We start from the raw sequence: 16919 nt of genomic DNA on the forward strand, positions 1-16919 counted from the left end.
CATGAAAAAACAGCTTAGAATCTGTATGACCTGCCTTGCGGCTTCCACTCTCGCTCTCTCGCTTGCAACGGGTATCGTGCTCGGCGTAGGCGGCACGGGCGGAACAAAATACACCGTTACGTTCGATACGCGCGGCGGCACGGAGATTGCGTCGTACTCGCTTAAAGAGGGCGGCAAGATTACTCGTCCGTCCGTCATTCCAACCAAGGAAATGTTCACGTTCGGCGATTGGTACACCGATACCTCGTACAAGACCAAGTTCGAGTTCGGCACGGAGATGCCCGCTTACGATATAACCATTTACGCCGGATGGATCGGCGAAGGCAGTATCAAGCTCGAATACAACGCCAACGGCGGCGCGTTCGACGACGGCACTGTCAAAAAGTCCGAGTCCGCTTCGACGGGCGTTGCGCTCACGGCGATAGAGGATCAACCCGCGTTAGAGGGCTACCTGTTCGACGGTTGGTATACCGAACCCGAATGCACTAACAAATTCGGCTTCGGCGCAAGCACGGATGACGTAACTTTATACGCAGGCTGGGCGCACGATCCCCACTATGCTTACGTAACGTATTACGGCAACGGCGAGCTTATCACAGAAACGCCTATAAAGAAAGGCACGGCGCATAACGTACCCAACTTGTTCGACAACACTATCGAAATTTCGGGTTGGTGCACCGACGAAACGCTCAAAACCGAGTATACGTTCGGCGGTAGCATTTCGAACGATATCTCGCTGTACACTACCTATTACTCGAAAGGTTTGGTTATCAACGGCAATACCGTCAATAAGTACAACGGCAACGGCACTAAGGTAATCGTCCCGAGCGTTTACAACGGCGTTGAGGTTTCGGTTATCGGCAAAAATGCGTTCTATAAGACGAGCGAGCTCAACCACATAACCGAGATAGTTCTTCCCGATACCATAGCCGAGATCCAAGCCGGCGCGTTCTACGATTGCAGATACCTCGTATCGATCAATCTCAACGATAAAATCACGGCTATTCCTGAAAATGCGTTCTGGAACAACGAACGGCTTAAATCGGTAGGCGATATATCAAAGCTTACAAGCATAGGAAACGCAGCGTTCCTCGGCTGTAAGGCGCTCAGTTCGATCGAGCTACCCGATACGCTCGTCACGGTCGGCGAGTATGCGTTCACAAACTGCTCCATGCTCAGCGAGATCGTTCTTCCTTCGCGAGTGAACAAGATCGGTGCTTACACGTTCAGCGGCTGCTCGGCGCTTACGGAGATCGATATCAGATCGGCTGCGCTTAACAGCATAGGCTATCATGCGTTTGAGAAGTGCTATTACTTAAAGAGCATTATCATTCGCAGTAGCGATTGCCCCGACTTCCTCGACGAAAACGGCGTGCAGAGCGACAGGGAAGAAAGCCCGTTCGTAGATTGCACGGAAGCTAAGATTTACGTTCCCGCGGGCGCGACGGGTAGATACGAGAGTAAATATTCTACCCTCGACGACGGCTGGTTTATAGAGAAGCTTGAAGTGATAGGAGCGGACGATGAATAAACAAACGCTGAAAATTCGTAAAAAGTTGCTATTGCCCATAGCTTTGGCTGCAACGACCGCACTGGGGTTGGGTATGCTTGTTGCTTGCGGCGACGAAGGGTACTCTGAGGATGACGTCCATAATATGGGCTTTATCCATGCGATCGATTATTACTTCGACGGCGGCATTGTAAACGAAAAGGATAACGCACGCGTTCGCGTAAGCGACGGCAGCTACGTTCCCGAGCCCGGTAAAGCGGGATCGAATATCGATTTACCCGTTAAAAACGGCTACTCGCTCCGCGATTTCTGTTACGCCAAGACGAACGCCGACGGCGAGCTCGAACTTAAAGACGGCAAGCCGATAGCTGACGAAACCAGGGTCTTTGATTTCAGCACCTACAAGGCGGACGGCGACGTATCGATCGTGGCGCGTTGGTGGGATAATTACAGCGTAGTATTGCATTATGGAGAAGGGTACACCGAACAAAAGATCGGTCGAATTCCCCGTACCCCCGACGGTAGTCCTACGAATATTTCTTCGACGTTCTTTAACGTTTCGGACTATACTTTCCTCGACTACTTCTACGATGAAGCGGAGAGCGAAAAAGCCGTCGTCAGCGGCGTATTTACCGCCGAACAGTTTGTGGACAGCGACACTTTGGAAATTTACGGCAAATCGCTCAACGGCAGTTATGAGCTTATAGACGAGGCAAGCGATTTTTCTAATTTCTATATGTCGGCTACTACCAACCTGTATTTCCTCGACAGCGTCGACATGACTGACTACTATACGGAAGATGATAAATTCGAATTCCCGTCCAACTACTCGGGTAAGATCATAGGAAACGGCTATACGATTACAGGCTTGCAAGCGGACTTTACGCCTGCGGGTATGGGTGATACCGACTTCGGTTTGTTCAAATCGATAAGCGATGGCGCCGAAATAACAGATATCACGTTCAAGGACGTAAAGATCAACCTCAATCTCACCAATTCGCGTATAGCGGAATATAATATCGGTCTTTTTGCAGGGCGTATCCGTTCGGGCGCGAAGATCGAAAAGGTACAGATTTCAGGCTCAATCGAGTACGAGGTAGTTGTCGGCTACGACATAGCCGAAAAGGTCAATTTCGGCGGTATAATAGGCGAGCTGGCAAGCGACGTAGAACCCGACGTAAAGCTTATTCCCGATGCCGAGTTCACCGTAACAAGCTCTGAGATGGTCTACACGGCAAGCAAAGACTATGCGGTATATGCCAAGGTCACGCAGACTGCGAGCGGTAAATCGATTAAAAGCGTATATGGCCTAGCTTCGGTGGGCGAAGGCAACGCGCTTTCCGGGTTACGGTTGAGCGAGGAAGTTGTTAAGAACGAGAACGGCTCTTACACGTTAAAAACCTCGACCGATACTTATACGGTAACCGTAACGGTTAGCGGCGACGATTTGTCGGCAACGGTAGTAAAAGCATAACCAAATAAATAACCCTTTAAATGGAGGTCCGTAATGATAAAAAAATCTCTTAAAAGTATTGCAAAGGTATTGTGCGCTACGATAGGCGTTTGCGCCGCCGTTGCGCCGCTTACCGCGTGTAACAAAGGCGATAAGCCGCTTGTTTTGGCAACGGACATACTTGACGGCGTTTTCAACCCGTTTTTCTACACCTCGGGTTCCGACGGCGACGTCGTAGGTCAAACCCAAATCGGTATGCTTTCGAGCGATAAAACAGGTAAGCTTGTTGCCGGCTGGGATGAGCCCAGCGTTTCGCTTGCTTTCGGTTATAAGACCACGGGAACGCAGCCTAACGGCAACGATTACAGCAATTATTATACCGATTACTACTTTGCCATAAAGGACAATATCAAGTTCAGCGACGGCACGCTTCTTACCAAGGACGACGTATTGTTCAATATGTATATGTATCTCGATCCCGCTTACACCGGTTCGAGCACTATGTACTCGGTTAAGATCCAGGGCTTACAAGCGTACAGAACGCAGAACCCGAACGCGACATCGTCGTCTTCGTCAAACGATAGCTACTACAATTCGGAAGCTACCGCGCGTATCAACATGATAAGAGATTGGGCGGATACGACTTTATTCCCAGATAATACTTGGAATGACTTAGCTAATTTCGAGTACTATGACGACGTGGAAACGATAGAGAGCGATATCGAGCAGGTCCATTCTTTATTCAGAGAGGAGCTCAATTCCGATTATAACAACGCTATATCGTTGGACGTTAAAAAGGAATACGAGAAGTACAAGGGCAAGGATGGCGAATTGCTTATAACGGAAGGCTGGGAAGCGTTCTTGTATATGTACGGCATTATCTCGCTTAACGCGCATCGCGACGCCGCGGGTAATATCGACTATTACGAGAGGGATAACAGCTATACCGGCGACACCACGCAGGAGGCGCTTGTTAATTACGTTTTCGCTGCCAACCTCGGCGATTTGGATACGGTTAAGAAAGCTACTTCGGCAAGCAGCATTAAAACGTACAAGAATAACCTTGTAAACGTTATCACTTATTACGGCACTGCAAACAACTTCTTCTCTTACGTAAAAGCTTCGGTCATCAGCCATGAATTCCAGGGCAATATGAAGGTATTTAACGTCGACGGTATCAACGTTAAAAAGATGTCCGAAATTCCCAACGAGAACGCCACGGAAATAATACAGCTTAAAGACGAAAACGGCAACGCCAAGGAATACGACGTTCTTACCATAAGGATAGACGGCGTAGACCCCAAGGCTGTTCAAAACTTCGGCTTCTCGGTCGCTCCCGGTCACTATTATGCCGGCGCCGAGAACTGGAATAAACGTAATACCGATATAGATGCTGCAAAAGCAAGCGGTAAGGAATCGGATTTGTTCTTCGGCGTGCCTTTTGCCGATCCCACGTTCATGCGCACGGTAAAGGAAAATCACGTACCGCTCGGCGCGGGTGCGTACAAGGCTTCTACCGATTCGTTCGACACCGATCCTAAGACCGACACCGATTTTTATCACGATAACAACGTCTATTTTGCAGCCAACGAGTATTTCTTGCTCGGCGAACCCAAAATCAAAAAGCTTACTTATAAGGTCGTTTCCAGCAGCACGCTTTACGACGCGGTAAACAAAGGCGAAGTTCACTATGCTACGCCCTCTATCGACGCCGATAAGATCAACGCTCTTGCCGCGAACAAAAACCTTCATTATGCCGAGTCGCGTAACCTCGGTTACGGTTACGTCGGTATAAGCGCGCTTTATATTCCCGATATATATATTCGTCGCGCGATCATGACGACCTTTAACGCTCAGGACTGCATCGACTACTACGGCGGCGGCACTAACGCCGAAATCATAAGGCGCCCGATGTCCAAGACTTTGGAATACTATCCCACCGAAGCAGAGGACTATTATCCGTTCGATCCCGATGGTAATGCCGCTAAGGAATGGCTTAAAAAAGCCGGAACAAAGCTGAAAGGCGACAAACTTTACACGGCCGACGACAAGCCGCTTAAATACACTTTCACGATCGCGGGCGATACGGACGACCATCCTGCGGCAGCCATGCTTAACCGCTCGGCGGCTATCCTCAATAAGATCGGTATGGAAATAACCGTTACTCACGACTCTAACGCATTGATCAAGCTTGCCGGCGGTCAGCTTACCGTTTGGGCGGCAGCGTGGAGCTCCTCGTCCGATCCCGATATGTATCAGGTTTATCACAAGGATTCGAACGCTACGAGTACGCTCGCTTGGGGCTATCGCTACCTTACCAGCGCGGAGTGCATTTCCAACGATACGAAATATCCCAAAGCCGATAGGCAAAGCGATATTCTCAATAACTTATCCACGCTTATCGAAGAAGGTCGTGAATATACCGAGTTTGATGACCGCAAAATAAAATACGATCAAGCTCTCGATACGCTTATGTCCCTTGCGGTCGAGTTTCCGACCTATCAGAGAAAGGTTTACTACGTTTGGGGCGCGGACCTCTTTGATGAGAGCACCATGTATACTTCGTCGGACGACGTAACCCCGTATCAGTCTCCGCTTAACCGCATTTGGTTGTTGGAATTCAAAGGCTAATAAAAAACAGGCGAGAAGTAAATGGTTAAATACATTATCAAACGAGTATTATACTCAATACTGATACTGTTCTTCGTATCGCTTATACTTTACCTGTTGATGCGCTGCTTGCCCATCGACTACGTAGAGCGCCATTTCTTGGCGAATGCGATGCAGGGAACGGCGTCATTGGAAGAAATGGAACGCATAAAAGAGTTATACGGCTTAGCCGATAGCTCTTTTGTGGGCATCCTAAAAGGGTACTGGGGTTGGCTTTCTGCGGCGTTTAAAGGCGATTTGGGCACTTCGTTCAAGTACAACCAGCCCGTTGCGAAAGTTATTGCCGATCATATGTGGATATCGTTCTCGGTCGCTTTGATCGCGTACATATTCCAATTCGTGATAGCGATACCGCTCGGCATAAAGGCGGCGACTCGCCAGTACGGCGTTGTCGACTATACCACGTCGGTATTCTCGATGATCGGTATTTCGTTGCCCAGTTTCTTCCTTGCAATATTGCTCATCCGTATATTTTCGGTGCAGTTCGGCTGGTTCCCGACGTCCGGTCTTTACGACTCTACGGTAGACTGGACGGGCAACGGATTCGGCAAGCTGATAAACGAGCTTTGGCACATGATACTGCCTATGATAGCCATTATTATCGGCTCTATCGGCGGTCTTATGCGCCACACGCGTACCAACACGCTCGAAGTGCTTAACCAGGACTATATCCGCACTGCGCGCGCCAAGGGCTTGTCTGAGCACAAGGTCGTGTATAAGCACGTTTTCCGTAACACCATGGTTCCTATTGTTACCATGACGGCGGGCATTATTCCCAGCCTTTTCGGCGGTATGATGATACTCGAACAGGTCTTCTCGCTCGACGGTATAGGTCAGATCGCTTATAACGCACTCAGAGAGGGCGATATACCTTTCGTTATGGGCTACAATATGTTTATTGCCATACTTACGGTAATAGGCACACTCCTTTCGGATATTACCTATATGTTGGTCGATCCGAGAATTAAGATTTCCAAGTAGGCGGGCGATATTATGGCAAAAAACGAAAAGAATAAAGCTAATATGCCCGAAACCGAGGCGGTCAAGCCCACGGTTCCCGAGTTGGAGGTAGATAACAACGCCGAAATCGAGATCGATAACGGCGTGGCAAATGCCGTGCTCGAAGATCAAACCAATGCCGTTGCGGCAGGTGTTGCGCTCGACGCAGGTCTTGTTTCCGAGGACGCTATCGACGATCGTGCCGCCGAGGTAAAGGACGAAAAAGAAGAAGCTCTTGCCGACCGCGTACGTATCGTGTCGCCGTTTAAGCTCGTAATAAAACGGTTCTTCCGCTCGCGGCTTTCGGTCGTTGGTCTTACCATGTTCTTGGCGGTGCTCGTTTTCTCTTTCATCGGTCCGTTGTTCGTGCCGTGGGGACAGAGCGAAATCGACTACTCGCCGGCAGAGCGTATATATTACAGCAATATTTCGCATACGGCAATCGGACCCGACGGCGAAGAATATACCTATTACAGAATTTCGGTCAATCAGCCCGGAATTAACAAGCACGCTCACGCATGGACGTACGGAGAAACCAACGACGGCGAACGCGCATTGCACGTTTTAGGCACCGATAACGACGGCTACGATATACTCGCTCGGCTCATGTACGGCGGGCGAATGTCGCTCATGCTGAGCTTCCTGGTAGTTTTGATATACACCGTTTTGGGTATAATACTCGGCGGTCTGGCAGGTTACTTCGGCGGCTGGGTGGATATGATCATCATGCGTGTGGTCGATATCCTCAACTGTATTCCGTCGCTGCCCATCTTGCTCATAGTCGGCGCTATATTCGACGGTACGGGCTGGAACTTGGAGTACCGAATATATATCATGCTAGGCGCATTGACCTTGCTCAGCTGGCCGGGTACTGCGCGGCTCGTTCGCGGTCAAATACTATTCTTGCGCGAGCAGGAATACATGGTCGCCGCCGACGCGCTCGGCTTTGGAGTAGGGCGTAAGATATTCAAGCACCTTGTTCCCAACGTAATGCCGCAGTTGATCGTTTCCATGACGCTCGGCTTGGGCGGTACGATACTTACGGAAGCGTCATTAAGCTTCTTAGGGCTCGGCGTTCCGTCCACTCTCGCATCGCTCGGTCAAATGGTCAGTCTTGCCACGAACAATCCCACGATCATGCAATTCTATATTGCGGACTGGTTGCCCGCGGGCTTGATCATCATAATTGCCGTCGTTGCGTTTAACTTTATCGGCGACGGCTTGCGTGACGCGCTCGATCCCAAGATGAAGAGATAGGAGGGCGATATGGCGGATAATAAAGAAAAAAAATCGGTTATAGTTAAAGTCAAAGATTGGTACCGTCACGTTACCCACAAGGACGATCCTCATTATATTTCGGGCAAGGAAGCGCGTAAAATCTCCAACGAGAACCGCAAAACCACCCGTATGTACGAAAAGAGGAAGCTTCGCAAGGTAGAGGAAAGCGAGTACGTTACGCAGATGCGCGACCCCTCGAACATTCTCGAAGTAGACGGGCTTAAAACCTATTTCTTTACCGACGCAGGCGTATCCAAAGCGGTCGACGGCGTTTCTTTCGATATTCCCAAAAGCTCGGTCGTCGGCATAGTCGGCGAGAGCGGCTGCGGAAAATCGGTCACTTCGCTGTCGGTCATGCAGCTCGTCCAAGCCCCGCAGGGTCAAATCGTGGACGGCGCGATAAGATTCAATACGCAGGACTACAAGCGCGACGAAAACGGCAAACCGATTCCCGTTTGGGAATACGAGGAAAAAGACGGCGAGCGCGTTATCAAGACCGAGCCTGCGCTCGATAAAAAGGGTAATCCCGTTCTCGACAAGGACGGCAACCCCGTAATGAAGAATGTTCAGGCGAAGGACGGCAACGGCTTCCCCGCATTCGAGCTCGAAGACAAAGTTTTCGATATTACCAAGATGCCCACCAACTCGATGCGGCGCATCCGCGGTAAAGAGATCGCCATGATCTTCCAAGAGCCTATGACGAGCCTTAACCCGCTCTTTACCATAGGCAACCAGCTCGACGAGGTCGTTCTTCTTCACACGCCCGGCGCGGATAAGGTGCTTGCAAAAAATCGCACGCTCGAAATGCTCGGGCTCGTCGGCATCGCTATGCCCGAAATCGTTTACAAGAGCTATCCGCACGAGCTTTCGGGCGGTATGCGTCAGCGCGTCATGATAGCCATGGCGCTTGCTTGCAACCCCAAGCTTATCGTCGCCGACGAGCCGACTACGGCGCTCGACGTTACGATACAGGCACAGGTTCTCGACCTTCTCAAAGATATCAAGACCAAGATTAACGGCTCGATCATGCTTATCACGCACGACCTTGGCGTTATCGCGGGCATGGCGGACTACGTCGTCGTCATGTACGCGGGCAGGGTCATAGAAAAAGGCACGGTCGAGGAAATTTTCGACACACCTTTGCACCCGTACACGATAGGCTTGCAAAAGAGTAAACCCGTTATCAATAAGGACGTAGATTGGCTGTACAGCATAAAGGGTCAGGTTCCCAACCCGATCAATATGCCGACATATTGCTATTTCAAGGACAGGTGCGAGGACTGCAAGGAATGCTGCAACGGCGAATATCCTGCGCTCGTTCAGGTCACGCCCACGCACAGCGTAGCTTGCTACTGCGCGCAAGAAAAGCTTGACGCAATCAACGCCAAGCGCGCCGCCGAGGAGCAAGCCGCAAAGGAAGCGGAAGCGTTGGCGGCAAAAGCCGATCTCGACCCGCCCGTCGAGGAAGCGGCTACTGCCGACGAACCTAAGAAAAAGACGGCGAAAAAGTCTACTGCCAAAAAGACTACGGCGAAGAAGTCGACAACGACCAAAAAGCCCGCCGCTAAGTCTGCGACCGAAAAAAAGACTACGACTAAATCGACGTCGGCTAAGACCGCAACGACAAAGACAACGGCAGCAAAGAAGTCTACGAGCTCAGCAAAAGCCGCGCCCAAGTCGACTGCGGCAAAACCGCGTACAAAGAAAGAGGAGAATAAATAATGGACGAAACGATGCAAGACCAAGAGAATACCGTTGTTACGTCCGATGAGAATTCCTCGGCGAACGGTTCGCAGTTCATTTTAGAAGTCAAAAATCTAAAAAAATACTTTGTTGCCAAAAAGGAATGGAAGATACTTAAAACGCCCGTCGAAACGAAAGACGAGAGCTTAGTAACTATCCCTTCCGCCGAGCAAACGGAAACGGCGGAGAACGGCGAACAAACCGAAACGATCGATAATGCGGAAGTGCCCGCACAAACGGACGAGCTTAAAGCCGAAGCCGAAGTAACGCCCGAGGACGGCGAAAACGAGAAGAAAACAGCCGAGCAAAAGCCTAAGTATAAGTATAAGCTTGCGCGGCAAATCACCTACGTTAAAGCGGTCAACGGCGTCAGCTTTACCATGTATCCCGGCGAAACGCTCGGCATAGTCGGCGAAAGTGGTTGCGGCAAGAGCACGATGGGCAGAAGCATTCTGCGCTTGCACGACATTACGGACGGTCAGGTATTCTTTGACGGTACGGATATAACCAAGCTCAAACCGAACGAAATGCGCAAGTTCCGTACCAAAATGCAAATAATATTCCAGGACCCGTACAGCAGTTTGCCGCCGCGCAGTCCCGTAGGCGACATTATAGGCGAAGCCGTTAAGGTCCATAAAATCGTGCCCAAGAACGAACAGCGCGATTACGTTATCGAGATCATGCGCAAGTGCGGTTTGCAGGATTTCTATTTCGACCGCTACCCGCACGAGTTCTCTGGCGGTCAGCGTCAGCGTATATGCATTGCTCGCGCGCTCGCGGTTAAGCCCAAATTCGTCGTTTGCGACGAGCCCGTATCGGCGCTCGACGTTTCGATCCAAGCTCAGGTCATCAACCTCTTGAAAGAGCTTCAACGCGATATGAACCTTACATATTTGTTCATCTCGCACGATTTGAGCGTAGTTCAGCACATTTCGGACAGGGTGGGCGTTATGTACCTCGGCAATTTCGTCGAGCTCGGTAACGAGAAGGAAATCTTCAATAACCCCATGCATCCGTACACGCACGCATTGCTTTCCGCCGTGCCCGTTCCCGATCCGCACTACAAGGGAAACCGCATAATACTCAGCGGCGACATTCCCAGCCCCGCGCATCCGCCCGAAGGCTGCAAGTTCCACACGCGTTGCTCGCGCTGTATGGAGGTTTGCAAGCACGTAGAGCCTAAGTTCAAGGACTACGGCAACGGACATTTCTGTGCGTGTCATTTATATCCGCAGGATTAATTTTTAATTCATGTCAAAAAAGAAGAAAAAATACGATGACGACGACGGCAGAACAGTCGCCGATATGAACGTCGAAGGCTTGCCTTGGTATAGCCCCAATCGGGATAGAAAGGTGAGCGACGAGGATAAACCGACCCGCAAGGAAACTTGGGCGATGATACGCGCTTGGTTCGCCGCATACGCGCCGCGCATACTTGCCGTGCTTATCGGTTTCGGCTTGACGGTTGGACTCATCGTATGCTGGCTTAACGGCTGGTTCATTAACAAATAAGTTTGAAACGCACTTCGAAAGTTGATAATAGCTTTCGGGGTGCGTTTTTATATGCGATTAAGTTTTAAGGTTCCTTACTTTCTTATTCTAAAAGAAATGTTTGGAAATTATTACTGCCCATTAAAAACGTAAAAGTTTCTTGGTTACTTCTTTTCAAAGAAGTAACTTTTCTTGCATACTTCTTTCCAAAAAGAAGTATGGGCTTGACATTTCATTGGTTGTGTTGTAAAATGTTCGTAAAAGGAAGTAAAAAGCATGGGCAAGAACAAAAAACGCTCAAAACAAGCCGATATTCTCGAAGAACCGATACGTGCCGAAACAAATAAGCTTATCGATCAGATAAATAACGACAAAGAGCTAAACGGTTGGCAAAAACATAGACGCCGTCGTGCGGTCAAGAAAACGAAAGCGTTATTCCGCGCTATCGATATTCTTTTCAGTATGCCGCAAAATTCCTGCCCGTACGTAAAAAAATCCAACGAAGATAAAATTGAGTGTCAAGCTGATATAGTGTACGACGGCGGTGAAAGCGATATTTGCACGTTCGATATGTATAGAATACCGACGAACGAGCCTCAGCCTGCCGTTATAATTATTCACGGCGGTGGATTCACGGCGGGCGATAAGAAGTACCGCAAGGGCAGGGCTAAGTTCCTCGCGCTCAATGGTTTTACCGTGTTTTGCATAAATTACGGGCTTGCGCCCGACTTTACTTTTCCGTCGCCCATACTCCATATTGTCGACGCCGCAAATTATATCCACGCTCACGCCGAGAAATTCAATATCGACGCAAGCCGCATTATTCTGGACGGCGACAGCGCGGGCGCATACTATGCGGCATTGGTTGCATCGCTCAATAATAACGAAAAGCTCAAAACTCGCATATCGCGTTCGCTCGACTTTAAAGCGTTCGGTGTATTGCTCAACTGCGGCATTTACGATATGGCAACCGTGCGAAAGGTGCGCGACCCGCTAGATATTGCGGACGGCGTTATTTTGAGCCTTACCGGTGCTAAGATTGATGAGTTCAACGACTACGAATACTCGGACTGTTGTATGCCGATCGATTTTGTAAACAGCGATTTTCCGCCCACGTTCTTGATCTATTCCTCCGCCGATATATTTTGCCGCGGTCAGGGCGACGTTCTTAAAGAAAAACTCGATAGCTGCGGCGTGTACTACGAGTATTACAACGCACGGCATATCACTTCCAACCATTGTTTCTCGCTCACGTGGAGTGGTGAGGACGCCGTCGCCGCAAACGAGTTGATGCTGTCTTTTGCAAAACGCCTTGCCGGCGATAAAATCAAGTTTAAGTAAAAATAAAAGCTATTTTTAAAGCTAAACCCAACATAAGGTTTCTTACTTTCTTATTTAAAAAGAACCGTTAGGTATTTTTATTGTGCATAAAATAACATAAAAGTTTCTTGGTTACTTCTTTTCAAAGAAGTGACTTTCTTGCCTACTTCTTTCCAAAAAGAAGTAGGTTTTAGTTGCTTTTGGTACGGTTTAATGATAGAATAGGTATAACCGCGAAAGAGGTCGGCGAAAATTCAAAATATGCCGACGATCATACTAATTCGGTTATTATACGGTAGGTGAATATATGAGTAATTGCAGTCACGATTGTTCGAGCTGTTCGCAAAGCTGCGGCGACAGAAAAGACGACGCGCCTAAGTTCGACAAGCCGCACGAGCTGTCGCGCATCAAGCGCGTAATAGCCGTAGTGAGCGGCAAGGGTGGCGTGGGTAAATCGTCCGTCACTTCGCTTTTGGCGGCGACCATGAACAAAAAAGGCTATAAATGCGCCATTCTCGACGCAGATATAACAGGCGCGTCCATTCCCAAAATGTTCGGCGTCAGCGGCGAGCTTGCAGGCGATCAGAACGGCATTTATCCCGCCGAAACGTCTAAGGGTATACGCATTATATCGTCAAACCTTTTGCTGGAAAACGAAACCGATCCCATCGTTTGGCGCGGACCCGTTATCGCAGGCATGGTCAAGCAGTTCTGGACGGACGTTATTTGGGGTGACGTAGACTATATGTTTATTGACTGCCCGCCTGGAACAGGCGACGTGCCTCTTACCGTTTTTCAGTCGATCAAAGTTGACGGCATTGTGATAGTCACAACGCCGCAGGAGCTTGTGTCCATGATAGTCGAAAAGGCTGTCAACATGGCAAACCTTATGAAGATACCTGTACTCGGTATCGTCGAGAACATGAGCTACGTGCTGTGCCCGCACTGCAACGACAAGATAACACTTTTCGGCGACGGCGAAGCTACGGCGCGCGTCGCGCAAAAATTTGGTCTGCCGTTATTGGCGCAGATCCCGTACGATAAAAATCTCGTCCAAGCCGCCGACAGCGGCAAGCTCGACGAAACGACTGTCGATTACGCGAACGCCGCCGTCGATATCTTGGAAAGCGGCTTGCCCGTAAGTAAGCATTAGTCTTGCGGGATATTAGCAAGAACGGAGTACTTCGAGATAAGCGCGTCGAGCGAAGTCGCGCAGTTCAGCGGACTTGTGGACGGCAGCGCTTGCGCGTTTCGAACGATCGAATTATCGACTGTTTTTGCGTATTTTTTGAGCAGCTTAAACGCCGCGCCGCCCGTCGTGTAAATTCGTTTAATAGACGGATAACAGGCGAGTAAGTCCACTATATCGTTAAATTCCACGTTTGTTATCGTGCTGTCCGCCGCGCCGATAATATCGCAGCTGTAAATCACGTCCCAAAGCGCAATGCCGTGATCGAGCGCAAGTTTGGACCTTTCGGCTGTATCGGTTGAATAGTTTTCGTTAAACACAGCGGCAAGCACACGCCAAAACCTGTTTTGCGGATGCGCGTAGTAGAACGAAGCTTCTACCGATTTGGGCGAGAGCATAGAGCCGAGTACGAGCGTATGGCAATGTTCGTCGATAAGCGGCGGAACTGAGTCGTGGGTTGCGTGTCTTGCGTTTTGCATAGCTATATTATACACGGCTTTTTACGGAAAGTAAACAAGGAACATACATTTATGAACGAAAAAGAAAAAATGCTAGCGGGCAAAATATATGACCCTAGCGATCCTCAGCTGTTACCGCTTAGGCAGAAAGCGCATATTTTATGCAAGCGCTATAACGATACCGTAGAGACGCAGGAGAGCGAGCGCAAGGCGATACTCGACGAGCTTTTGCCCAATCGCGGCGACGGCGCGTACCTTCAAGGGCCGATATTTTTCGATTACGGTGTTTTCACATCGGTCGGCAAAAACTTTTACGCAAACTTTAATTTCACAGTGCTCGACGTATGTCCCGTCACGATCGGCGACAATGTTTTTATCGGCCCCAACGTGTCCATACTTTCGCCCAAGCATCCGCTCTGTTACGAGGACAGAAACCCCTACGTCAACGCACGCGGCGTGGTTACCGATAAGGAATACGGCGCGCCCATTACGATCGGTGATAACTGCTGGATAGCGGGTAACGTAACTATCCTCGCGGGCGCTAAAATAGGCGAGGGCTGCGTTATCGGCGCGGGCTCGGTGGTAACGGGCGAGATTCCGCCTAACAGCTTGGCTTACGGCAACCCTTGCCGTGTCGCGCGCAAAATAAGCGAGACCGATCGGCTTGAAAATAAGAAAGAGCTTTTCTAAGCTTTGTATAGAAATTAATAATAACATTTTCCGGAGGAATTATGTCTAACATTACAAAAAGCATTAAGTACGTCGGCGTCAACGATAAGACGATCGACCTGTTCGAGGGGCAGTACGTTGTGCCGAACGGCATTTCTTACAATTCGTACGTACTCATCGACGATAAGATCGCCGTATTCGATACGGTCGATAAGCGCAAGACCGACGAATGGCTTGCCAATCTCGAAGTAACGCTCGGCGGGCGCAACCCCGACTATCTCATTATTTCGCACATGGAACCCGACCACTCGTCGAGTATCCGCTCGTTCCTGAGTAAGTACCCTAAGACGGTAGCAGTCGGGAACGAAAAGACCTTCGGCATAGCCGAGCGGTTTTTCGGCAAGCTGATAGAGAATAAGCACGTAGTCAAGGAAGGCGACGAGCTCTCGCTCGGCAAGCACGTTTTGAAATTCGTTTTCGCGCCCATGGTGCATTGGCCCGAGGTAATGTTCACGTACGAAAAGACGGAGAAGGTTTTGTTCTCTGCGGACGCGTTCGGCAAGTTCGGCGCACTCGATGCGGACGAGGACTGGGCGTGCGAGGCGAGAAGATACTACTTTAACATAGTCGGCAAGTACGGAACGACAGTTCAAGCCGTGCTTAAAAAAGCCGCCGCGCTTGATATTTCGATCATCTGCCCGTTGCACGGTCCCGTGCTCACCGAAAACCTCGGTTACTATATCGATAAATACAATACTTGGAGCACGTACACTCCCGAGGATAAGGGCGTAACGATAGCGTACGCGTCGATATACGGCAATACTGCCGCCGCAGCGCAAAAGCTCGCCGAGCTTCTCACGGCAAAGGGCGTAAAAGCGTCGGTTTTCGATCTTGCGCGTTGCGATATGGCGGAAGCGGTCGAGGACGCATTCCGTTACGACAGGCTCGTCACAGCCGGTATAACGTATGACGGCGCGATCATGCCCGTAATGGAAACGTTCATCAATAAGCTTAAAGCAAAGAACTACCAAAACCGCAAGATCGCGTTTATCGAGAACGGCAGCTGGGCACCCGCCGCAGCTAAGACCATGCGCACTATGTTCGAGGCTATGAAAAACATTTCGTTTGCCGAAACCGTAGTTACCGTCAAGTCCGCGCTGGAAAGCGAAGCCGAAAAGCAGCTCGAAGCGCTTGCCACCGAGCTTGCATAATTAATTATCGTAATAAATTAACGCACCCGTAAAAACGGGTGCGTTTTGATTTGAAAATTATTTTTTCTCAATCCCCGAAAAATCCTTGACATATCTTAAAGTATGTGTTAATATATCTATGCTCTTATGCATCCTTAGCTCAGTTGGTAGAGCAACTGACTCTTAATCAGTGGGTCCGGAGTTCGAGTCTCCGAGGGTGTACCAAAACAAATAATCCTGCTACAATAGTAGCAGGGTTATTTGTTTTGTACATTTGCGTAGTGAAATGTCACCCGCGAGTTCCGCGGGCAATCTCCGAGGGCGGGTTATTACTCCGCATAGAGGGGGACATTTTTAGTGGTACACCTCGAACAATAATAAGCAGTAATAAAATTTTTTGAAAATCATTGCAAAAACGGCGTTATTTTTGTTGACAAAATTTTCTGTTTATAGTATATTATTAAAGCTAAGCACATGGGTTATGGACCTTTAGCTCAGTTGGTTAGAGCAACCGGCTCATAACCGGTTTGTCCGGGGTTCAAGTCCCTGAAGGTCCACCAATTTGTGGCCCGGTAGTACAGTTGGTTAGTACGCCAGCCTGTCACGCTGGAGGTCGAGGGTTCAAGCCCCTTCCGGGTCGCCAAACTTTTGCCTCGGTAGCTCAGTCGGTAGAGCAAGGGACTGAAAATCCCTGTGTCGGTGGTTCGATTCCGCCCCGAGGCACCACAATCTATTTGACTGCGCCGAAGTAGCTCAATCGGTAGAGCAACTGACTTGTAATCAGTAGGTTGCGGGTTCAAGTCCCATCTTCGGCTCCAAAGCCCCCTTTTTAGGGGGCTTTTGTCGGTAAAAGGGACTTGAACCCGCAGGGCACGAGCGTTAATAAAATATGCCTGTGGCATATTTTTAGCGAGGGCGCGAGCAGCTGCGCTGCGAAGCGGGCGAATTG

General features: G+C 49.6%; 13 protein-coding genes and 5 tRNA genes. 17 read left to right on the forward strand and 1 reads right to left on the reverse strand.

The window, feature by feature from the left end; genetic code table 11:
- The first annotated feature begins 1 nt into the window (after position 1).
- From HDT28_03285 to HDT28_03330, 10 genes are all read left to right on the forward strand, one after another.
- Positions 2 to 1531 carry a leucine-rich repeat protein gene (locus tag HDT28_03285; protein ID MBD5131605.1) on the forward strand — a complete coding sequence of 510 codons (1530 nt, stop codon included), beginning with the start codon at positions 2 to 4 and terminating at the stop codon, positions 1529 to 1531.
- Entirely contained in the window at positions 1524 to 2984 is a 1461-nt protein-coding gene (locus HDT28_03290; protein MBD5131606.1) for a hypothetical protein, read from the forward strand. The genes HDT28_03285 and HDT28_03290 overlap by 8 nt, the downstream gene beginning before the upstream one ends.
- A 33-nt stretch (positions 2985 to 3017) precedes the next feature.
- Complete coding sequence (locus HDT28_03295) at positions 3018 to 5594, forward strand: hypothetical protein (protein MBD5131607.1); 2577 nt, start codon at positions 3018 to 3020, stop codon at positions 5592 to 5594.
- Positions 5595 to 5615: 21 nt separating this feature from the next.
- Positions 5616 to 6614, forward strand: coding sequence for an ABC transporter permease (locus HDT28_03300; protein MBD5131608.1), 999 nt, complete (start codon positions 5616 to 5618; stop codon positions 6612 to 6614).
- A gap of 42 nt (positions 6615 to 6656) precedes the next feature.
- On the forward strand, positions 6657 to 7889 hold the full coding sequence (locus tag HDT28_03305) for an ABC transporter permease (protein ID MBD5131609.1): 1233 nt from the start codon (positions 6657 to 6659) through the stop codon (positions 7887 to 7889).
- Between the two features lie 9 nt (positions 7890 to 7898).
- Positions 7899 to 9632 (forward strand): ABC transporter ATP-binding protein, encoded by a 1734-nt coding sequence (locus HDT28_03310; protein MBD5131610.1) that lies wholly within the window; start codon positions 7899 to 7901, stop codon positions 9630 to 9632.
- Positions 9633 to 9643: 11 nt separating this feature from the next.
- Positions 9644 to 10894: an ATP-binding cassette domain-containing protein gene (locus HDT28_03315; protein ID MBD5131611.1), complete on the forward strand. Its 1251-nt coding sequence runs from the start codon at positions 9644 to 9646 to the stop codon at positions 10892 to 10894.
- A gap of 10 nt (positions 10895 to 10904) precedes the next feature.
- Positions 10905 to 11165: a hypothetical protein gene (locus HDT28_03320; GenBank protein MBD5131612.1), complete on the forward strand. Its 261-nt coding sequence runs from the start codon at positions 10905 to 10907 to the stop codon at positions 11163 to 11165.
- A gap of 255 nt (positions 11166 to 11420) precedes the next feature.
- Positions 11421 to 12485, forward strand: a complete 1065-nt coding sequence (locus HDT28_03325) for an alpha/beta hydrolase (GenBank protein MBD5131613.1) — start codon at positions 11421 to 11423, stop codon at positions 12483 to 12485.
- Between the two features lie 286 nt (positions 12486 to 12771).
- A complete protein-coding gene (locus tag HDT28_03330) occupies positions 12772 to 13617 on the forward strand; it encodes an Mrp/NBP35 family ATP-binding protein (protein ID MBD5131614.1) in 846 nt (281 codons plus the stop codon).
- Here HDT28_03330 and HDT28_03335 read toward each other — a convergent pair.
- Positions 13614 to 14132, reverse strand: a complete 519-nt coding sequence (locus HDT28_03335; protein ID MBD5131615.1) for a DNA-deoxyinosine glycosylase — start codon at positions 14130 to 14132, stop codon at positions 13614 to 13616. The genes HDT28_03330 and HDT28_03335 overlap by 4 nt on opposite strands.
- Before the next feature lie 51 nt (positions 14133 to 14183).
- Here HDT28_03335 and HDT28_03340 point away from each other — a divergent pair, with 51 nt between their 5' ends.
- From HDT28_03340 to HDT28_03370, 7 genes are all read left to right on the forward strand, one after another.
- Positions 14184 to 14801 (forward strand): sugar O-acetyltransferase, encoded by a 618-nt coding sequence (locus tag HDT28_03340; GenBank protein MBD5131616.1) that lies wholly within the window; start codon positions 14184 to 14186, stop codon positions 14799 to 14801.
- Positions 14802 to 14839: 38 nt separating this feature from the next.
- On the forward strand, positions 14840 to 15991 hold the full coding sequence (locus HDT28_03345; GenBank protein MBD5131617.1) for an FprA family A-type flavoprotein: 1152 nt from the start codon (positions 14840 to 14842) through the stop codon (positions 15989 to 15991).
- 128 nt (positions 15992 to 16119) lie between these two features.
- Positions 16120 to 16195, forward strand: a tRNA-Lys gene (locus tag HDT28_03350).
- A 258-nt stretch (positions 16196 to 16453) separates the two neighbouring features.
- A tRNA-Ile gene (locus tag HDT28_03355) sits at positions 16454 to 16530 on the forward strand.
- A 6-nt stretch (positions 16531 to 16536) separates the two neighbouring features.
- Positions 16537 to 16613: transfer RNA gene (locus HDT28_03360), tRNA-Asp, on the forward strand.
- 7 nt (positions 16614 to 16620) lie between these two features.
- Positions 16621 to 16696, forward strand: a tRNA-Phe gene (locus HDT28_03365).
- A gap of 16 nt (positions 16697 to 16712) precedes the next feature.
- Positions 16713 to 16788 (forward strand) — tRNA-Thr (locus tag HDT28_03370).
- The last annotated feature ends 131 nt before the right edge of the window (positions 16789 to 16919 follow it).

This window comes from Clostridiales bacterium (assembly GCA_014799665.1).
Classification (GTDB): Bacteria; Bacillota; Clostridia; order Christensenellales; family Pumilibacteraceae; genus Anaerocaecibacter.